The organism is Cellulosimicrobium sp. ES-005 (assembly GCF_040448685.1).
Lineage (GTDB): Bacteria > Actinomycetota > Actinomycetes > Actinomycetales > Cellulomonadaceae > Cellulosimicrobium > Cellulosimicrobium cellulans_G.
In genome coordinates this window covers 3,647,190-3,663,541 of sequence record NZ_CP159290.1, presented here as the reverse complement: position 1 = coordinate 3,663,541, position 16,352 = coordinate 3,647,190, and the positions used below count along the sequence as shown (strand labels likewise).

Here is a 16,352-nt window from a genome sequence, read left to right as displayed (position 1 = left end):
GGGGCGCGCGGCGACCGCGGTCACCGGGGTGCCCTCTCGCCCGCGGTGACGGCGAACGGCACGTGGTTGCCCTCGACCGGCGCCGGGCAGGTCCCGAAGTCGCTGAACGCGTACGGGAGGTTGATCGCCCGGTTGAGGTCGAGGCGCACGCGCCCCTCGGCGCCGGGCGCCACGTCGGCGTCCACCCACAGCACGCGCCAGGGCGCGACGGCCTCGTCGAGGTGCAGGGCCTCGTCGCTGAACAGCAGCGTCACCGCGCCGCCGGCCTTGCCCGTGAGGACGAGCGTCGCGCGGTGGGAGACCCCGTCACGCTCGACCACGAGGTCGACCTCGCCGACCGTGCTCACGTGGTGCACCAGCCCGGGGCGCGCGGCGCCGACGACGACGGGCCGCGGCGCGTCGTACCAGCGCACCGCCGCGTCCACGACCCAGGCGGGGTCGTAGGCGAACGTCGGGACGCCGTCGAACCCCGTCCGGGCCGGAGCGAGCGGGTCGCGCAGCCGGACGGCGTACCGGCCCGTGCGGCGCACGACCTCCACCGCGACCTCGCGCGTCTCGCCCCCGTCCGCCGGGTCGCCCGCGTCCCGGCCGTCCGGCAGGAACGTGCCCGCGACCGAGGACCCACCCTCCGTGACGACCACGGTCCCGACGGAGTCGCCCGTCGTCGCCCGGACGGCGCCGCCCTCGTCCGCGCGGTGGTGCGCGCCGTCGGCGTCGGCCCACCAGAGCCCGGGCACGCCGGGCAGCGCGGCGGGCTCGGCCGGGAGCCAGTGGTACGCGACGAGGCTCAGCCAGCCGTGCGGCGGCCGGAGCCCCTCCTCGCGCTCGGCGTGCCATGCCGCCCACGCGGCGGCGTCGTGCGCCTCGTCGGCCGTCCCGGGGGCGGCGGGGTCGTCGGCCACGGTGCCCGTGGCGGTCAGCGTGCTCTGGCTCATGGGTCCTCCGAGGTCGGTACGGTGCAGGTCTGCGGTGCGGGTGCGTGCGGGACGGCTACGGTCGGCCGACGAGCTCGGCGGAGGCCGCCGAGGGCTCGGGGTCGGCGGCGCGCGGCGCGGTGACGGGCCGCGCGAGGCCGAGGTGCTCGCGCAGGGTCGTGCCCTCGTACTCCGTGCGGAACGAGCCGCGCTCCTGGAGCAGCGGGACGACCTGGTCGAACACGTCGTCGAGCCCGCCCGGCGTGAGGTGCGGGACGAGGATGAAACCGTCGGACGCGTCCTCCTGGACGTGGCGGTCGATGTCGTCCGCGACCTGCTGCGGCGTGCCGACGAAGCCGCCGCGCGACGTCACCTGGATGACGAGCTCGCGGATCGACCACCCGTTCGCCTCGGCCTGCTCGCGCCACGCCGCGGCGACCGCCGCCGGGTCCTTCGCGTGCCGCACGCGGCCCCGCGTGATCGACAGGTTCTCCGTGTCGGGCTCGACGTCGGGCAGCGGCCCCTCGGGGTCGTACGCCTCGAGGTCGCGGCCCCAGACCTGCTCGAGGAACGCGATGGCCGTCGGCCCGGAGACCTGCTGGAGCCGGATCTCGCGAGCGCGCTCCTCGGCCTCGGCGGGCGTGTCGCCCAGCACGACGACGGTCGCGGGCAGGATCTTCAGGGAGTCGCGCTCGCGCCCGTGGGCCGCGAGCCGTCCCTTGACGTCCTCGTAGAACGCGCGCCCGGCGTCGAACGTCGAGTGCGCGGAGAACACGACGTCGGCGGTCGCGGCGGCGAAGTCGCGCCCGTCGGCGGAGTCGCCGGCCTGGAACAGGACGGGGTGCCCCTGCGGTCCGCGCGGCGTCTCGAACAGCCCGACGACGTCCGCGTACGTCCCGTGGTGCGCGACCGGCCGCACCGACCCGGGGCGCAGGAACTCGCCCGCGATCCGGTCGGCCAGCACGGCGTCGTCGTCCCACGAGTCCCACAGGGCGCGCGCGACCTCGACGACCTCGGCCGCCCGGGCGTAGCGCTCGGGGTAGGGCAGGTACCCGCCGCGGCGGAAGTTGGCGCCCGTGAAGGCGTCGGGGCTCGTCACGAGGTTCCAGGCCGCGCGGCCCTCGGAGAGCAGGTCGAGCGTCGCGAACTGCTTCGCGAGCTCCCACGGCTCGTTGAACGTCGTGTTGATCGTGCCCGCGAGGCCGAGGCGGTCCGTGACCGCCGCGAGCGCGGCGAGCACGGGCAGCGTGTCGGGGCGACCCACGACGTCGAGGTCGTGGATGCGGCCCTTGTGCTCGCGCAGGCGCAGCCCCTCGGCGAGGAAGAAGAAGTCGAGCTTGGCGTCCTCGGCGCGGCGGGCGAGGTGCTCGAACGAGGCGAAGTCGATCTGGCTGCGCGAGCGGGGGTCGCTCCAGACGGTGGTGTTGTTGACGCCCGGGAAGTGGGCGCCGAGGTGGATCTGCTTGCGGGGGCGCGTGCTCATGTCGTCGGTCCGTCCGGGGTCAGGCGATCGCCGCGTAGCGGTTGGCGGGGAGCGGGAGGCCGAGCGTGTCGCGCAGCGTCGTCCCGGGGTAGGCGGTGCGGAACAGGCCCGCGCCCTGGAGCAGCGGCACCACGCCGTCGACGATCGCGTCGAGGTCCGTGCTCAGCGACGACGGCCGCAGCAGGAAGCCGTCGGCGGCACCGGCGTGCACCCACTCCTCGACCGTGACGGCGAGGTCGCGCGCCGTGCCGACGTGCGTGAGCGAGTCGGTGTCCCACGAGACGCCCTCGAGGTCCTCGAGCAGGTCGAGGCGGGCCTGCGCGCTCGCGCGCGTGTCGCCGACGACGACGTAGGCGTCGACGAGGACCCGCAGCGCGTCGGGGTCGCGCCCGGCGTCCGCGGCCGCGTCGCGCACCTGCGACCGGAGCGCGACGGCCTCGTCGCGGGTCGCCGCGCGGACCCGGACGACGTCGGCCCGGCGGGCCGCGAGGTCGAGCGACGCGGGCGTGTCCGCCCGCACGACGACGGGCGGCTGGCCCTGCGGCGGGCGCGGCGTGATCGACGGCCCCTTGACGGCGAACCGGATGCCCTCGTGGTCGACGTAGTGGAGCTTCTCGCGGTCCACGAACCGGCCCGTCGCGACGTCGCGGATCTCGGCGTCGTCCTCCCACGAGTCCCAGAGGCGCGTGACGACCTCGACCGCCTCGTCCGCCTCGGCCACGGCGTCGGGCTCGTCCTGGGCGCCCTTGCGCCCGAAGGCCGCGGCCTCGGCCGGGGTCGTGGACCACCCGACCTGCCACCCCGCGCGCCCGGAGCTCACGTGGTCGATCGTCGCGATCGCCTTGGACACGTGGAACGGCTCGGTGTGCGTGGTGGTGACGGTCGGGACGAGGCCGATGCCCGCGCTGCGGGGCGCGAGCCGGGACGCGACGAGCGCGGCGTCGAGGCGGCCCCGCACGGACCCGTTGCGGCTCGGCTGGAGCGTGAACGCGTCGTCGAGCGTGACGAGGTCGAGCTGGCCGCGCTGGGCCGTGGCCACGAGCTCGACGAGGCGCTTGGCGTCGAAGAGTCGCTGGGCCTGGGAGCCCACGGTCCGCCAGGCGGCGGGGTGCGCGCCGGCGTCGGTGAGGTCGACGCCGAGGTGGAGGGTGCGGGCGGGGCGGGGGTCGGACATCGCGAGGATCCGTTCTCAGTTGAGCCGACGGCGCGCTCAGGGCGCGGCGGGGTGCCGGAGGGTGGGCAGGGCGGTCCGGCCGCGCGCGGCGGCAGGACGGGCTGGGGAAGCCGGGAGGGACCCGGACCGCGCGCGGGTGGCGCGGGGTGTCAGGGACGGGTCGTCGTCAGCGACAACAGGCGACGCGCGCGGGACCCGTGGCCCCGAGGGCGGGGGCGCCGGGGGCGCCCGCGAACGGACAGGGGCACGTCGACACGTGCGCGGTGCTCACCGCGGTGCTCGACATTCGCCGATCCATCGTCCGTCTCCTTCGTGCCCGTCGCCGGGCTCCGCGTCGTTGCCCCGCGCCGCGCGTGGTCCGCGCGACGCGGGACCTGGTCCTCACCCGGGGCACCCCACCGCGCGGGAGGGTTGCCGTCCGACGAGCCGGGGCTTGGCGTCGGAGCTCATGACCATGTCCTGTGACCGGGGTGCGTCGACCTCGGTTGCGCGGGAACTTACGAGCGGCCACCGCGGGGTGTCAACGCACCGAGGAGACCTTCCCACATACTGGACTCGATCGGTCAACTTTGAGCACCCACGACGCTGTTTGCACCGAGTGCATCGATGCACTTAGTGTCATGACGTGCCCCTCCCCTCCGCGACCGAGCCGTCGGGCGTGCCCGCGCCCGACCTGGCGACCGACCCTGCGACCGGCCCCGCGACCGATCGCCGCGCCGCGCTGCGCGCGCGGCACCGCCGCGCGATCGTCGATGCCGCCGCGTCGCTCATGGAGGAGAACGGGGGCGCCCGGTTCACGGTCGACGACCTGGCCGCACGCGCCGACGTCGCGCGGCGCACGATCTTCAACCACTTCGCCTCCTTGGACGACGTCGTCGTCGAGGTGTGCGAGGACGTGCTGGGCACCGTGGTCGACGCGCTCGGGGCGAGCGCGGCCGATCCCGGGACCGACCGCACGACCCCGCTCGACGACGTCACCGCGGCGCTCCGCGGCACGGACCTCGTCGGCCCGATGGCCTACCTCACGCGCGCCCTCGGCGGCACCGCGACCGAGCCCACCCCGCGTGTCACGACGATGGTCGTGCGCACGTTCACCCACCTCGCCGAGCGCCTGGTCGCCGAGACCACGCGGCGGCACCCCGACGTCGACCCGCTCGAGATCGAGATGCTCGTCGGCGCGCTCATGGCCGGCGTCCTGGTGATCCAGCGCCGCTGGTGGGCCGCGACCGGCGCCACCGACGACGACGCCTCGCGCCGCGTGTGGGCCGACCTCCTCGACCGCCTCGTCGACCGCGTGCGCGCGGGCTGGGCGAGCCCCGCCTGACGCCTGCCACCTCCCCGCCCGGCCACCCGGCCGCCGGCACCGACCACCCCACCCGGACCGCCTCCCGGACCGCACCGGACTCCCACCCGAAGGATCCTCATGGCTGAACTCCTCTACCGCCTCGGGCGCGCGTGCGCGCGCCGGGCGCGGACCGTCCTCGCCGCGTGGCTCGCGGTGCTCGTGCTGGCCGGCGCGGCGTTCGTCGCGTTCGGCGGCTCGCTCGCGAGCAGCTTCTCCATCCCCGGCACCCCGACCGCCGAGGTGACGGAGCGCCTGCAGACGGCGCTCCCGGAGGCATCGGGCGGGAGCGGCACCGTCGTCTTCGCCACGGAGGACGGCTCGGCGTTCACGCCCGAGCAGGAGGCGGCGATCTCCGACCGCCTCGCCGCGGCCGAGGAGGTCGACGGCGTCGAGACGGCCGTCGACCCGTTCGCCACGCAGGCCGAGCTCGCGGACCAGCGTCAGCAGGTCGAGGACGGCCGCACCCAGATCGAGGCCGGGCGCACGCAGCTCGAGGACGGTCGCACGCAGCTCGCCGCGGGCCAGGAGCAGCTCGACGCCGCGCGGACCCAGCTCGACGAGGGCCAGGCCCAGCTCGACGCGGCACGCGCGCAGGCCCAGGCCGCGGGCGCGCTCGACCAGGTGGCGCCCCAGCTCGACGCGCAGCAGGCCGAGCTCGACGCCGGGCGCGCCGAGCTCGACGCCCAGGCCGCGGCGCTCGACAAGCAAATGACCGCGCTGGAGGACCAGAGCACGACGCTCGAGGAGCAGTCCGCCCAGCTCGAGGCCTCCGCGCCGCTGCTCGAGATGGCGTCGGAGATCCGCATGGTGTCCGAGGACGGGAGCGCCGCCGTCGCGAGCGTCGCGTTCACCGAGCCGAACATGAGCATCGAGCAGCAGACCAAGGACGACCTCGTCGCGGTCTTCACCGACGACCCGGTCGAGGGTGTCCAGACGGACTTCTCGTCCGACATCACGCAGGGCGTCCCCCAGGTCTTCGGCGTCGGCGAGGCGATCGGCCTCGTCGTCGCGGCGATCGTGCTGGTCGTCATGCTCGGCACGCTCGTCGGCGCCGGGCTCCCGATCCTCACCGCGCTCATCGGGGTCGGCATCGGTGCGCTCGCCGCGATGTCGCTCTCCGGCGTGGTCGAGATGTCGTCGGTGACCCCCGTGCTCGGCCTGATGCTCGGGCTCGCGGTCGGGATCGACTACTCGCTGTTCATCGTCAACCGGCACCGCCGCCAGCTCAAGCAGGGCGACGACGTCCAGGAGTCGATCGCGCTCGCGAACGGCACGTCGGGCAACGCCGTGGTGTTCGCCGGCGCCACGGTGCTCATCGCACTCCTCGCGCTCAACGTCACCGGCATCCCGTTCCTCGGCCTCATGGGGACCGTCGGCGCGCTCTGCGTCGCGATCGCCGTGCTCATCGCCGTCACCCTCACGCCCGCCCTGCTGAGCATGATCGGGACGCGCATCCTCAGCCGCCGCGAGCGCGCCGCGCTCGCCGGGACCCAGACTCCGGGCGAGCCGGGCGCCGCGACCGACGCCGCGCCGTCGGGCACGACCGCTCTGGACGGGACGAAGCCCGTCCGCCCGATGTCCACGCTGCGCGCCGTGGGCACGGCGATCCTCGCCGTCGTGGCGCTCGGGGTGATCGCGCTCCCCGCGCTCGACCTGCGGACCAACCTGCCCGACGGGTCGTCGGAGGCGCACGACTCCACGCAGTACCGCGCGTACTCGACGATCGCCGAGCAGTTCGGCGAGGGCACCAACGGCCCGCTGCTCGTCGTCGCCGACCTCCCGGGCGAGCCCACCGAGGCGGAGGCGCTGGAGTACCAGGTGCAGGTCGCGCGGTCGCTCTTCGCGCTCGACGACGTCGTCGCGGTCGCCCCGATCGGGACCTCCGCGGACCGCACCGTCGCCGCGTTCCAGGTGATCCCCGCCGAGGGGCCCACGAGCGCGTCGACGGAGGAGCTCGTGCACGCGCTGCGCGACGTCGAGGCCCCCGATGGCACGGCGTCGCTGGGCGTCGCCGGCTCGGCCAGCGGCAACATCGACATCTCCGACAAGCTCGCGCAGGCGCTGCCGATCTACCTCGCGGTCGTCGTCGGGCTGTCGCTCGTCATCCTCGTGCTGGTGTTCCGGTCGATCTTCGTGCCGGTCGTCGCGACGCTCGGGTTCATCCTGTCCTACTTCGCCGCGCTCGGCGGGGTCGTCGCGATCTACCAGTGGGGCTGGCTGTCGGGGGTGTTCGGCGTCGAGACGCCGGGACCGATCCTCAACTTCCTGCCCACGATCCTCGTCGGCATCCTGTTCGGCCTCGCGATGGACTACCAGCTCTTCCTCGGCTCGGGGATGCGCGAGGCGTACGCGCACGGCGCCCCGGCGCGCGTCGCGATCGTCCAGGGCGTGCGCGCGGGCCGGGCCGTCGTGACCGCGGCGGCGATCATCATGATCTCCGTCTTCGGCGGGTTCGTCTTCTCGCACAGCGCGATGATCCGGCCCATCGGGTTCGCGCTCGCGTTCGGCGTGCTGGTCGACGCGTTCGTCGTGCGGATGCTGCTCGTCCCGGCGCTCATGCACCTCGTGGGCGACAAGGCGTGGTGGCTCCCCCGGTGGCTCGACCGCATCCTGCCCGACGTCGACGTCGAGGGCGCCGCCCTGGAGCGCCGCCACCCGCACCACGAGACCCCCGTCGATTCCCCGGAGCCCGCACGCAGCTGACCGCACACACCACCCCCGTGCGCCGAACCCGGGGTTGCTCCCGGGTTCGGCGCCGAACCGGGGAGCAACCCCGGGTTCGGCGTCAGGGGCGGGGCACGTGGACCGTCGCGAAGATCGCGCGGTGGTCGCTGCCGGGCACGGGCAGGGAGGCGACGTCGGTCACGACGTTCTCGCGGTCCGTCACCACGTGGTCGAGGTTCAGGACCGGCGGCACCGTGCCCGGACGCGGCGACCACGACAGGTCGAGCCCGCCGCCCGACGCGCGGCTCGCGTCGTGGAACCGGTCGCCCAGCAGTCGCCGGAACGTCGCGTGGTCGTGGGTCGCGTTGAAGTCGCCGACGAGCACCTGCGGGAGCGGGTTCGCGGCTGCGCGCTCGGCGAGCGCGGCCGTCTCCTCGCCCCAGACCCGCACGTACTCCGGGATCGGCGGGATCGGGTGCACGGCGGTGACCCGCACGGGAATGCCGTCGACCTCCACGGTCGCGGACGGCATCGCGTCGTTGGAGAACGGCTCGAGGTCGACGTCGTCGAGCGGCAGCGCGCTCCACAGCCCGCTGCCGAGCGCCCCGGACCCGACCTTGGCGTCGGCGCCGTACGGGAGCACGTCCTCGATGCCCGCCGCGACGAGCCGCTCGCGCAGGTCGGTCGTCAGCTCCAGCACCGCGAGCACCTGGACGTCCTGCTCGCGGACGAGGCGGACCAGCGCGTCCGCGTCCGCCGACCCGAGCCACGCGTTGGCGCCCATCACGCGCAGCGACGCCGCGTCGTCGGGCGGCGCCGGGCCGGGCACGAACGCGGGCACGAGCCACACCGCCTGGGCGGCGACGCAGACGGCGAGCAGCGCCGCGAGGACCCACCGGCGCGCGACGAGCGTGACCACGAGGCCGCCGACGGCCGCCGCCGCGACGAACGGCGTGAACCCGACGACCTGCGCGAGCGGCGTCACCGCGTCGTACGGCACCGCCCGCGCGAGCGTCAGCAGGACGACCACGACCGTCCCCGCCGCCAGCAGGACGGTGAGGACCGGACCGCCCGACCGCCGTCGGGCCGTGACGCGCGCGGACGGGAGGCTCGTGGTCGCCGGGGTCATGCCCGGACTCTGACACCGTCGCGGCGCACGCGGCGACCCCCCGCGCCGCCTCGCCCGCCGACCTCCACGAAACCCGCCCAGCATGGCGCCCCCGGTCCGCCGAGCACGACATGAGGGTCGTTCTCGGGCGGAGAACGACCCTCATGTTGTGCTCGACAGCGGGCTGGGTCGTGGTCGGCCAGGGTCCACGGACGACGACGCCCCGGTCACCTGGGCGGTGACCGGGGCGTCGGGGGTGCGGGTGTCAGCCGAAGATGGCCGGGAGCGTGCCGCGGAAGGCCGCGTCCGCCTCGGTGAGCGGGACGGTGAACAGGCCCGCGACCTCGAGCGCCTCGCCCGACTCGGCGACGGCGCCGGGCTCGGTGCCCGTCTCGCCGATCTTCAGGACGGGGACGCCGCGCGCGACGCACGCGTCGACGAGCTTGGACTCCTCGCCCCGCGGCACCGCGACGAGCGCACGGGCCGTCGACTCGGAGAACAGCGCCTCGAACGGGGTGACGCCGTCGCGCTCGGTCAACGCGTCGAGCGACACGGTGGCCCCGACGCCGAAGCGCAGCGACGCCTCGAGGAGCGCCTGCGCGAGCCCGCCCTCGGAGAGGTCGTGCGCGGCCGACACGAGGTCGTCGCGGCTCGCGTTGACGAGGACGCCGGCGAGCGCCTTCTCGGCCGCGAGGTCGACCCGCGGGGGCATGCCGCCCAGGTGGCCGTGCTCGACGTCGGCCCACGCCGACCCGTCGAGCTCCGCACGCGTGGTGCCGAGGAGGTAGATGCTCTCCCCCGTCTCGCGCCAGCCCGACGGCGTGGCGTGCGCGACGTCGTCGAGCACGCCGAGCACGCCCACGACCGGGGTCGGGTGGATCGACGAGTCGATCTGCCCCGGCTCGCCGGTCCCGTTGTAGAGCGACACGTTGCCGCCCGTCACCGGCACGCCGAGCTCGCGGCACGCGTCCGCGAGGCCCTCGATCGCCTCGACGAGCTGCCACATCGAGTCGGGGTCCTCGGGCGAGCCGAAGTTGAGGCAGTCGGTCACGGCGAGCGGGCGGGCGCCCGTCGTCGCGACGTTGCGGTACGCCTCGGCGAGCGCGAGGCGGGCGCCCGTGCGCGGGTCGAGCTTGCCGTAGCGGCCGTTCGCGTCCGTCGCGAGCGCGACGCCGAGGCCGGTGGACTCGTCGACGCGGACCACGCCCGAGTCGTCGGGCTGCGCGAGCGCGGTGTTGCCCTGGACGAACCGGTCGTACTGGTTCGTCACCCACTCCTTGGACGCGAGGTTGGGCGACGCGAGGAGGCGCAGCGCCGTCGCGCGGAGCTCGTCGCCGGTCTCGGGGCGGGCGAGCGCGTCGGCATCGACGGTGCGGGCGTTGAGCCCGTCCTGCCACGACGGGCGCGCGTACGGGCGGTGGTAGACCGGGCCCTCGTGCGCGACGGTCCGCGGGTCGACGTCGACGATGCGCTCGCCGTGGTGGTCGATCGTCAGGCGCCCGGAGTCGTTGACCTCGCCGATCACGGCGGTCTCGACGTCCCACTTGCGGGTGATCGCGAGGAACTCGTCGAGCTTCTCCGGCGCGACGACCGCCATCATGCGCTCCTGCGACTCGGACATGAGGATCTCGCCCGCGTTGAGCGTCGGGTCGCGCAGCAGGACGTCGTCGAGCCACACGTGCATGCCGCCGTCGCCGTTCGAGGCGAGCTCCGACGTCGCGCACGAGATGCCGGCGGCGCCGAGGTCCTGGATGCCCTCCACGACCTGCGCCGCGTACAGCTCGAGGCAGCACTCGATGAGGACCTTCTCCATGAAGGGGTCGCCCACCTGGACGCTCGGGCGCTTGGCGGGCACGCCGTCCTCGAAGGTTTCCGAGGCGAGGATCGAGGCGCCGCCGATGCCGTCGCCGCCCGTGCGGGCGCCGAACAGCACGACCTTGTTGCCCACGCCCGAGGCGTTGGCGAGGTGGATGTCCTCGTGGCGCAGCACGCCGAGGCACAGCGCGTTGACGAGGGGGTTGCCCTGGTACGAGGAGTCGAAGACGAGCTCGCCGCCGATGTTCGGCAGGCCGAGGCTGTTGCCGTAGCCGCCGACGCCGCTCACGACGCCGTGCACGACGCGCGCCGTGTCCGGGTGGTCGACGGCACCGAAGCGGAGCTGGTCCATGACGGCGACGGGGCGCGCGCCCATCGAGATGATGTCGCGCACGATGCCGCCGACACCCGTCGCGGCGCCCTGGTAGGGCTCGACGAACGACGGGTGGTTGTGCGACTCGACCTTGAACGTCACGGCCCAGCCGTCGCCGATGTCGACGACGCCCGCGTTCTCGCCGATGCCGACGAGCAGGTGCTTCTTCATCTCGTCCGTGGTGGCCGCGCCGAACTTCGACAGGTGGACCTTGGACGACTTGTACGAGCAGTGCTCGGACCACATGACCGAGTACATCGCGAGCTCCGCGGCCGTGGGGCGGCGCCCCAGGATGTCGCGGATGCGCTGGTACTCGTCGGGCTTGAGGCCGAGCTCGGCGTACGGCTGGACCTCGTCGGGAGTGGCGGTGGCGTGCTCGACGGTGTCCAGCGTCGGTCCTGCGGCGGGACGAGCGTCGGAGCGTGCGGAAGCCTGGGGTGCGGGGGCGGTCATCGTTTCCCTCGGGTGGGCGCTGATGCGGGGAGCGCACGACGGCGCGGGGCCCAGTCTACCGGCGGGTCGCCGGGCCTCGTGGTCCCGTCCGCCCTCCGGTCGGCGTCCCCGTCGTCCCCCGTCCCGGTCCCGCCCGGGGCCGACCACGTGGGCGGCCCCAGCAGGCGGGTGTCAGGAGACGAGGCCGACGACGACCCCCACGACGCCCAGCAGCGGCGGGACGAGCTGCACCAGCGCGGCGCGCGCCTTGGACGGCGACGAGAGGATCAGCACGAGCCCGGCGGCGACCATCGACCCGGCGCCCGCGAGGACGAGCGTGAGGCCCACGTCGTGCCGGTCCGTCGCGTACAGGACGATCCCGAGAACGACGAGCACCGCGAGGAACAGGTTGTAGAAGCCCTGGTTGAACGCGAGCTCCTTCGTCGCCGCGGCCTCCTCGCGCGACGTGCCGAAGGTCGCGCGCGTGCGCGCGCTCGTCCACGTGAGCGACTCCATGACGAAGATGTACCCGTGGATCGCCGCGGCGACCCCCGCGAGCGCCAGCCCGAACCCGATCATCCTCGGCCCCTCCCGGTCCGCGAGGCCGCACGGTGCACGACCTCCCGCCGGCGGGCCGGCCCGGGTCGCTGCCTCAGCGTTCCTCAGCGTTCCACAGGAGCGGCTCCGCCGCCGCGAGCGCCACGGCCAGCGCGCCGAGCACGAGCCCGACGCGCGTGTGCGGCAGCCGGACGCCCCGTGCGCGCAGCCGCTCCCCGCGGCGGTAGACCCACTTCTCCCCGGCGACGGCGAGCGTCGTCGCGAGCGCGACTCCCCCGACCGCTCCGGCCGCGACGACGCCGGGCGGGACCGGTGTCGGCTCCTCGCGGTCCGGCACGTACGTGTTGTCCTCGCGCGCGGCGCCGTCCGCCGGGTCGGCCCCGGGCCCGCCGGTCGTCCCGGTGCTCGCCGCCGCGACGAGGTCGCCGGCGTCGTCGGGCGACCGGACGACGTCGCGCAGCGACCGGACGCCCTCGCGCGCGTCGCGACCCTCCGCGGTCGAGGTCACCGTGAGCACGGCGCCCGCCGTCGCGACCGCGGTCTTGGCGAGCGCACGGGCCCAGCGCGGCCGGACGACGTCGGGCACGGCGTACCAGGCGACGGTCATCAGGCCCGCGATCGCCACGGCGCGCGGGTCGGCGGACCGCCGGGTCGGCTCGTGCTCGGTCATCGGGCCCCTTCGTCGGACGGGTGCGGCGCTGACGCGCTCGCCGACCTCAACGGACCACGCGCCCACGAAGTTCCGGCGGCGGACCCCCCGCCCTTGGCGCCGCCGAACCCGGGTTCTCTCCCCACGCACGGCCGAGGGTGAGGAGCGATCCCGGGCTCGGCGCCTGGTCAGGGCGCGACGGCGCGCAGGCGCTCGCGGAGGTAGCGGACCGCGGGGGCGTCGGTCATGGTCGCGCGCCACACGACCGTCACCGGGCGGGTCGGGACGGGCTCGCGCACGGGGACCGCGACGACGTCGGACGGCAGGGGGCCCCGGCCCAGTCGCGGGACGAGCGCGACGGCGAGGTCGTGCGCGACGACCTCGACCTGCGACGCGAACTCGAGGCACCGGAAGTCGATGCGCGGGACGCGCGGCTCGCGCGCGAACATGTGGCAGAACCACTCGTAGCAGATGGTGCCGTCGGGCGTGCAGACCCACGTCTCGTCGAGCAGGTCCGACGGCGTGAGCGCGGCCCGCCCCGCGAGCGGGCTCGACGCGTGCACGAGCACGTCGGCCTCGTCGCGGAACAGCTCCTCGGCGCGCAGGCTCGGCGGGAGCGCGAGGCCGACGCCCTCCCAGTGGTGCACGAGCGCGAGGTCCAGGGTCCCCGCCGCGACGGCCGCGACCGCGTCCCACGGCTCGGTCTCCTCGACGACGAGCCGCAGGTCCGGGACGTCGTCCCGCACGCGCGCGACGAGCGGCGCGACGACGCCGCGCACCGCCGTCGAGAACGACCCGAGGCGCACGGTCCCCGTGGGGCGGGCGCCGGCGTCGTGCAGACGCGCGCGGAGCGACTCGACCTGCTCGCGCAGGGCGCGTCCCTCCTCGACCACGCGCCGGCCGGCGGCCGTGAGGACGACGCCGCGCCCCTCGCGGTCGAGCAGGCGCGCGCCGAGGTCGCGCTCCAGGCGCTTGACCTGCTGCGAGACGGCGGACGGCGTGTACCCGAGGTCGCGCGCCGCGGCGTGCACGGTCCCGGTGCGTTCGACGGCGAGCAGCGCGTCCACGGCGGCGAGGTCGATCATGACCCCAGGCTATCGGAAAGCAGTGCTTCCGAGAACTGTGCACGATCGTGCGCTGGACGTGCACGATGGCCAGGGCGCACCCTCGTACCCATGCCCCTGCGCTCGTCCCTTCTCGCCGTCCTCGTCGCCGTCCTGTGGGGCGTGAACTTCGTCGTCATCGACCTCGGCCTGGGCGACGTGCCGCCCACGCTGTTCGTCGCCCTGCGCTTCCTCGTCGTGCTCGTCCCGGCGATCTTCCTCGTCCCCCGGCCCCGCGCGCGCTGGCGGGACGTGCTGCTCGTCGGCACGTTCATGAGCCTCGGCCAGTTCGGCCTGCTCTACACCGCGCTCGCGCTCGGCATGCCCGCCGGGCTCGCGTCGCTCGTGCTCCAGGCGCAGGTCGGGCTCACCGTCCTGTTCGCCGCCGCCGCGCTGCGCGAGGTGCCGACGCGCTCGCAGCTCGTCGGCGTCCTGGTGGGTGCCGCCGGGCTCGTCGTCGTCGGCGCGGGGCGCAGCGCGTCGACGCCGGCGCTCGCGTTCGTCGTGACCCTCGCCGCCGCGGCGTCGTGGGCGGTGGGCAACGTCGTCGCGCGCCGGGCGGGCCGACGCGACCAGGGCTCTACCTCGCGAGACCGAGGCTCTACCTCGCGAGACCAGGGCTCTACCCCGGCCGACCAGGGCTCTACCTCGGCGGGCCGGGGCGTTCCCTCGCGTCCCGGGCTGGACGGGTTGTCGATGACGGTGTGGTCGGCGCTCGTCGTCCCGGTCCCCATGCTCGGGCTGTCGCTCGCGCTCGACGGGCCGGACGTCGTCGGGCACGCGCTCACGCACCTCACGCTCGCCCCGGTCCTGTCGACCCTGTACACCGCGTGGCTCGCGAGCCTCGTGGGCTACGGGATCTGGAACACGCTGCTCGCCCGGTACCCGGCGTCGGCAGTGGTGCCGTTCACGATGCTCGTGCCGCCCGTGGGGATGCTCGCGGCGTGGGTCGTGCTCGACGAGGTGCCGAACGCGGCCGAGCTGCTGGGCGGCGTCGTGCTCCTGCTGGGCGTCGCGACGACGACGGGCGTCCTGCGCCGACGTCCGCGTCACGCCACCAGCGCACGCCCGACGTCCGCCGAGCCCGGGATCACTCCCCACCCGCCGGCCGACCTGGGGAGCGACCCCGGGTTCGGCGGGCCGGAGGCGACACGCGCGCGTTCGCGCTGACACGAGGCCGCGGCCGGGGGTTCCATGGAGGTTCGGGACGTCGAGACGCGAGGGAGCCTCTCATGAGCCAGACCGCGGGTCGCACGGAGGAACGGCAGCAGCCGGAGCTCAAGCGGGTCATGGGGCCCAGGCTCCTGCTCCTGTTCATCGTCGGGGACATCCTCGGCACGGGCGTGTACGCGCTCACGGGCCAGGTCGCGGGCGAGGTCGGCGGGGCGGCGTGGCTGCCGTTCCTGCTCGCGTTCGTCGTCGCGACGATCACCGCGTTCTCCTACCTCGAGCTCGTCACCAAGTACCCGAGCGCCGCCGGCGCGGCGCTCTACACGCACAAGGCGTTCGGCATCCACCTGCTGACGTTCGTGGTCGCGTTCATGGTCATGAGCTCGGGCATCACGTCGGCGTCGACGGCGTCCAACGCGTTCGCCGGGTTCGTCTCCGACGGCTTCGGGCTGGCCCTCCCGACGGGCGGCGACGGCAGGCTCCTCATCGCGCTCGGCTTCATGGCCCTCGTCGCGCTCGTCAACTTCCGGGGCGTCGGCGAGAGCGTCCGGGCGAACGTCGTGCTGTCGCTCGTCGAGCTGTCCGGCCTGCTGCTCGTGATCTTCGTCGGGCTGTGGGCGACGACGCAGGGCCGCGCCGACTTCTCCCGCGTCGTGGTGTTCGAGAGCGCGGACGACAAGAGCGTGTTCCTCGCCGTGACGGCCGCGACGACGCTCGCGTTCTTCGCCATGGTGGGCTTCGAGGACTCGGTGAACATGGCCGAGGAGTGCAAGAACCCCGTGCGCGACTTCCCGCGCATGATGCTCACCGGGCTGTCGATCACGGGCGCGATCTACGTGCTCGTCGCGATCACGGCCGTCGCGCTCGTGCCCGTCGGCGACCTCGTGGACGACTCGAAGGGGTCCGCGCTCACGCAGGTCGTCGCGGCGGGGGCGCCGAACCTGCCGTTCGACACGATCTTCCCGTTCATCGGCATGTTCGCGGTCGCGAACTCGGCGCTCATCAACATGCTCATGGCGTCGCGCCTGCTCTACGGCATGGCGAACCAGGGCGTGCTGCCTCGCGCGTTCGGCCAGGTGCACCCGTTCCGCCGGACGCCGTGGGTGTCGATCCTCGTGACGACGGCCATCGCGTTCGCGCTCATCGTGTACGTCGTGCGGCAGTCGGGGACCGAGGCGGGCACCAACGCGATCGCGCTGCTCGGCGGCACGACGTCGCTGCTCCTGCTCGTCGTGTTCACGATCGTCAACGTCGCGCTCCTCGTGCTGCGCCGCGACCGCGTCGACCACCAGCACTTCCGCACCCGCACGTGGCTCGCGGTCCTCGGCGCGCTCACGTGCGCGTACCTCGCCGGCCCGTGGGCGCGCAGCGCCGAGCAGCAGGAGCAGTACGTCATCGCGGGCGCGCTCGTCGGCCTGGGGGTCCTGCTCTCGTTCGTCACGTGGCTGTACAACCGCTCGGTGCGGCACCGCCAGATCGCGTTCTCCGACGTGTCGCGCCTGGAGGACGAGGTCCCGGACGAGTCCGACGACGACGGCTCCCGGTGAGCGACGACGTCCGCCCG

Annotated in this window: 12 protein-coding genes and 1 riboswitch; of the genes, 4 read left to right on the top strand and 8 right to left on the bottom strand. The window is 74.6% G+C overall.

The annotated features are described in order from the left end of the window. Window positions 1-20: 20 nt before the first annotated feature. From ABRQ22_RS16330 to ABRQ22_RS16320, 3 genes are read right to left on the bottom strand one after another with little or no spacing between them, the layout of a single operon-like run. On the bottom strand, window positions 21-935 hold the full coding sequence (locus tag ABRQ22_RS16330; protein ID WP_353707482.1) for a DUF1684 domain-containing protein: 915 nt from the start codon (window positions 933-935) through the stop codon (window positions 21-23). A 55-nt stretch (window positions 936-990) separates the two neighbouring features. Then, a complete protein-coding gene (locus ABRQ22_RS16325) occupies window positions 991-2,397 on the bottom strand; it encodes an NtaA/DmoA family FMN-dependent monooxygenase (RefSeq protein ID WP_353707481.1) in 1,407 nt (468 codons plus the stop codon). 19 nt (window positions 2,398-2,416) lie between these two features. Further along, the gene (locus ABRQ22_RS16320) at window positions 2,417-3,571 is read right to left on the bottom strand and encodes an LLM class flavin-dependent oxidoreductase (RefSeq protein ID WP_353707480.1); all 1,155 of its coding nucleotides are present in this window, start codon (window positions 3,569-3,571) and stop codon (window positions 2,417-2,419) included. A 344-nt stretch (window positions 3,572-3,915) separates the two neighbouring features. Next, window positions 3,916-4,025, bottom strand: a riboswitch (SAM riboswitch). 171 nt (window positions 4,026-4,196) lie between these two features. Between ABRQ22_RS16320 and ABRQ22_RS16315 the strand changes: the two genes are divergently transcribed. Continuing rightward, the gene (locus ABRQ22_RS16315) at window positions 4,197-4,895 is read left to right on the top strand and encodes a TetR family transcriptional regulator (protein ID WP_353707479.1); all 699 of its coding nucleotides are present in this window, start codon (window positions 4,197-4,199) and stop codon (window positions 4,893-4,895) included. Between the two features lie 99 nt (window positions 4,896-4,994). Further along, complete coding sequence (locus ABRQ22_RS16310) at window positions 4,995-7,619, top strand: MMPL family transporter (protein WP_353707478.1); 2,625 nt, start codon at window positions 4,995-4,997, stop codon at window positions 7,617-7,619. A gap of 82 nt (window positions 7,620-7,701) precedes the next feature. On the opposite strand, the gene ABRQ22_RS16305 is transcribed toward ABRQ22_RS16310, so the two are convergent. The 5 genes from ABRQ22_RS16305 to ABRQ22_RS16285 form a co-directional block, all read right to left on the bottom strand. Beyond that, window positions 7,702-8,709: an endonuclease/exonuclease/phosphatase family protein gene (locus tag ABRQ22_RS16305; protein WP_353707477.1), complete on the bottom strand. Its 1,008-nt coding sequence runs from the start codon at window positions 8,707-8,709 to the stop codon at window positions 7,702-7,704. A gap of 244 nt (window positions 8,710-8,953) precedes the next feature. Then, complete coding sequence (gene purL / locus ABRQ22_RS16300) at window positions 8,954-11,329, bottom strand: phosphoribosylformylglycinamidine synthase subunit PurL (RefSeq protein WP_353707476.1); 2,376 nt, start codon at window positions 11,327-11,329, stop codon at window positions 8,954-8,956. 171 nt (window positions 11,330-11,500) lie between these two features. Next, a complete protein-coding gene (locus tag ABRQ22_RS16295) occupies window positions 11,501-11,887 on the bottom strand; it encodes a DUF1304 domain-containing protein (RefSeq protein WP_353707475.1) in 387 nt (128 codons plus the stop codon). A gap of 73 nt (window positions 11,888-11,960) precedes the next feature. Continuing rightward, window positions 11,961-12,536 (bottom strand): hypothetical protein, encoded by a 576-nt coding sequence (locus ABRQ22_RS16290; protein WP_353707474.1) that lies wholly within the window; start codon window positions 12,534-12,536, stop codon window positions 11,961-11,963. A 167-nt stretch (window positions 12,537-12,703) separates the two neighbouring features. Further along, entirely contained in the window at window positions 12,704-13,600 is an 897-nt protein-coding gene (locus tag ABRQ22_RS16285) for a LysR family transcriptional regulator (protein WP_353707473.1), read from the bottom strand. A gap of 90 nt (window positions 13,601-13,690) precedes the next feature. On the opposite strand from ABRQ22_RS16285, the gene ABRQ22_RS16280 reads away from it, so the two are divergent. After that, window positions 13,691-14,788, top strand: a complete 1,098-nt coding sequence (locus tag ABRQ22_RS16280; protein ID WP_353707472.1) for an EamA family transporter — start codon at window positions 13,691-13,693, stop codon at window positions 14,786-14,788. A gap of 62 nt (window positions 14,789-14,850) precedes the next feature. Further along, window positions 14,851-16,335, top strand: coding sequence for an APC family permease (locus ABRQ22_RS16275; protein ID WP_253055176.1), 1,485 nt, complete (start codon window positions 14,851-14,853; stop codon window positions 16,333-16,335). Window positions 16,336-16,352 lie beyond the last annotated feature (17 nt).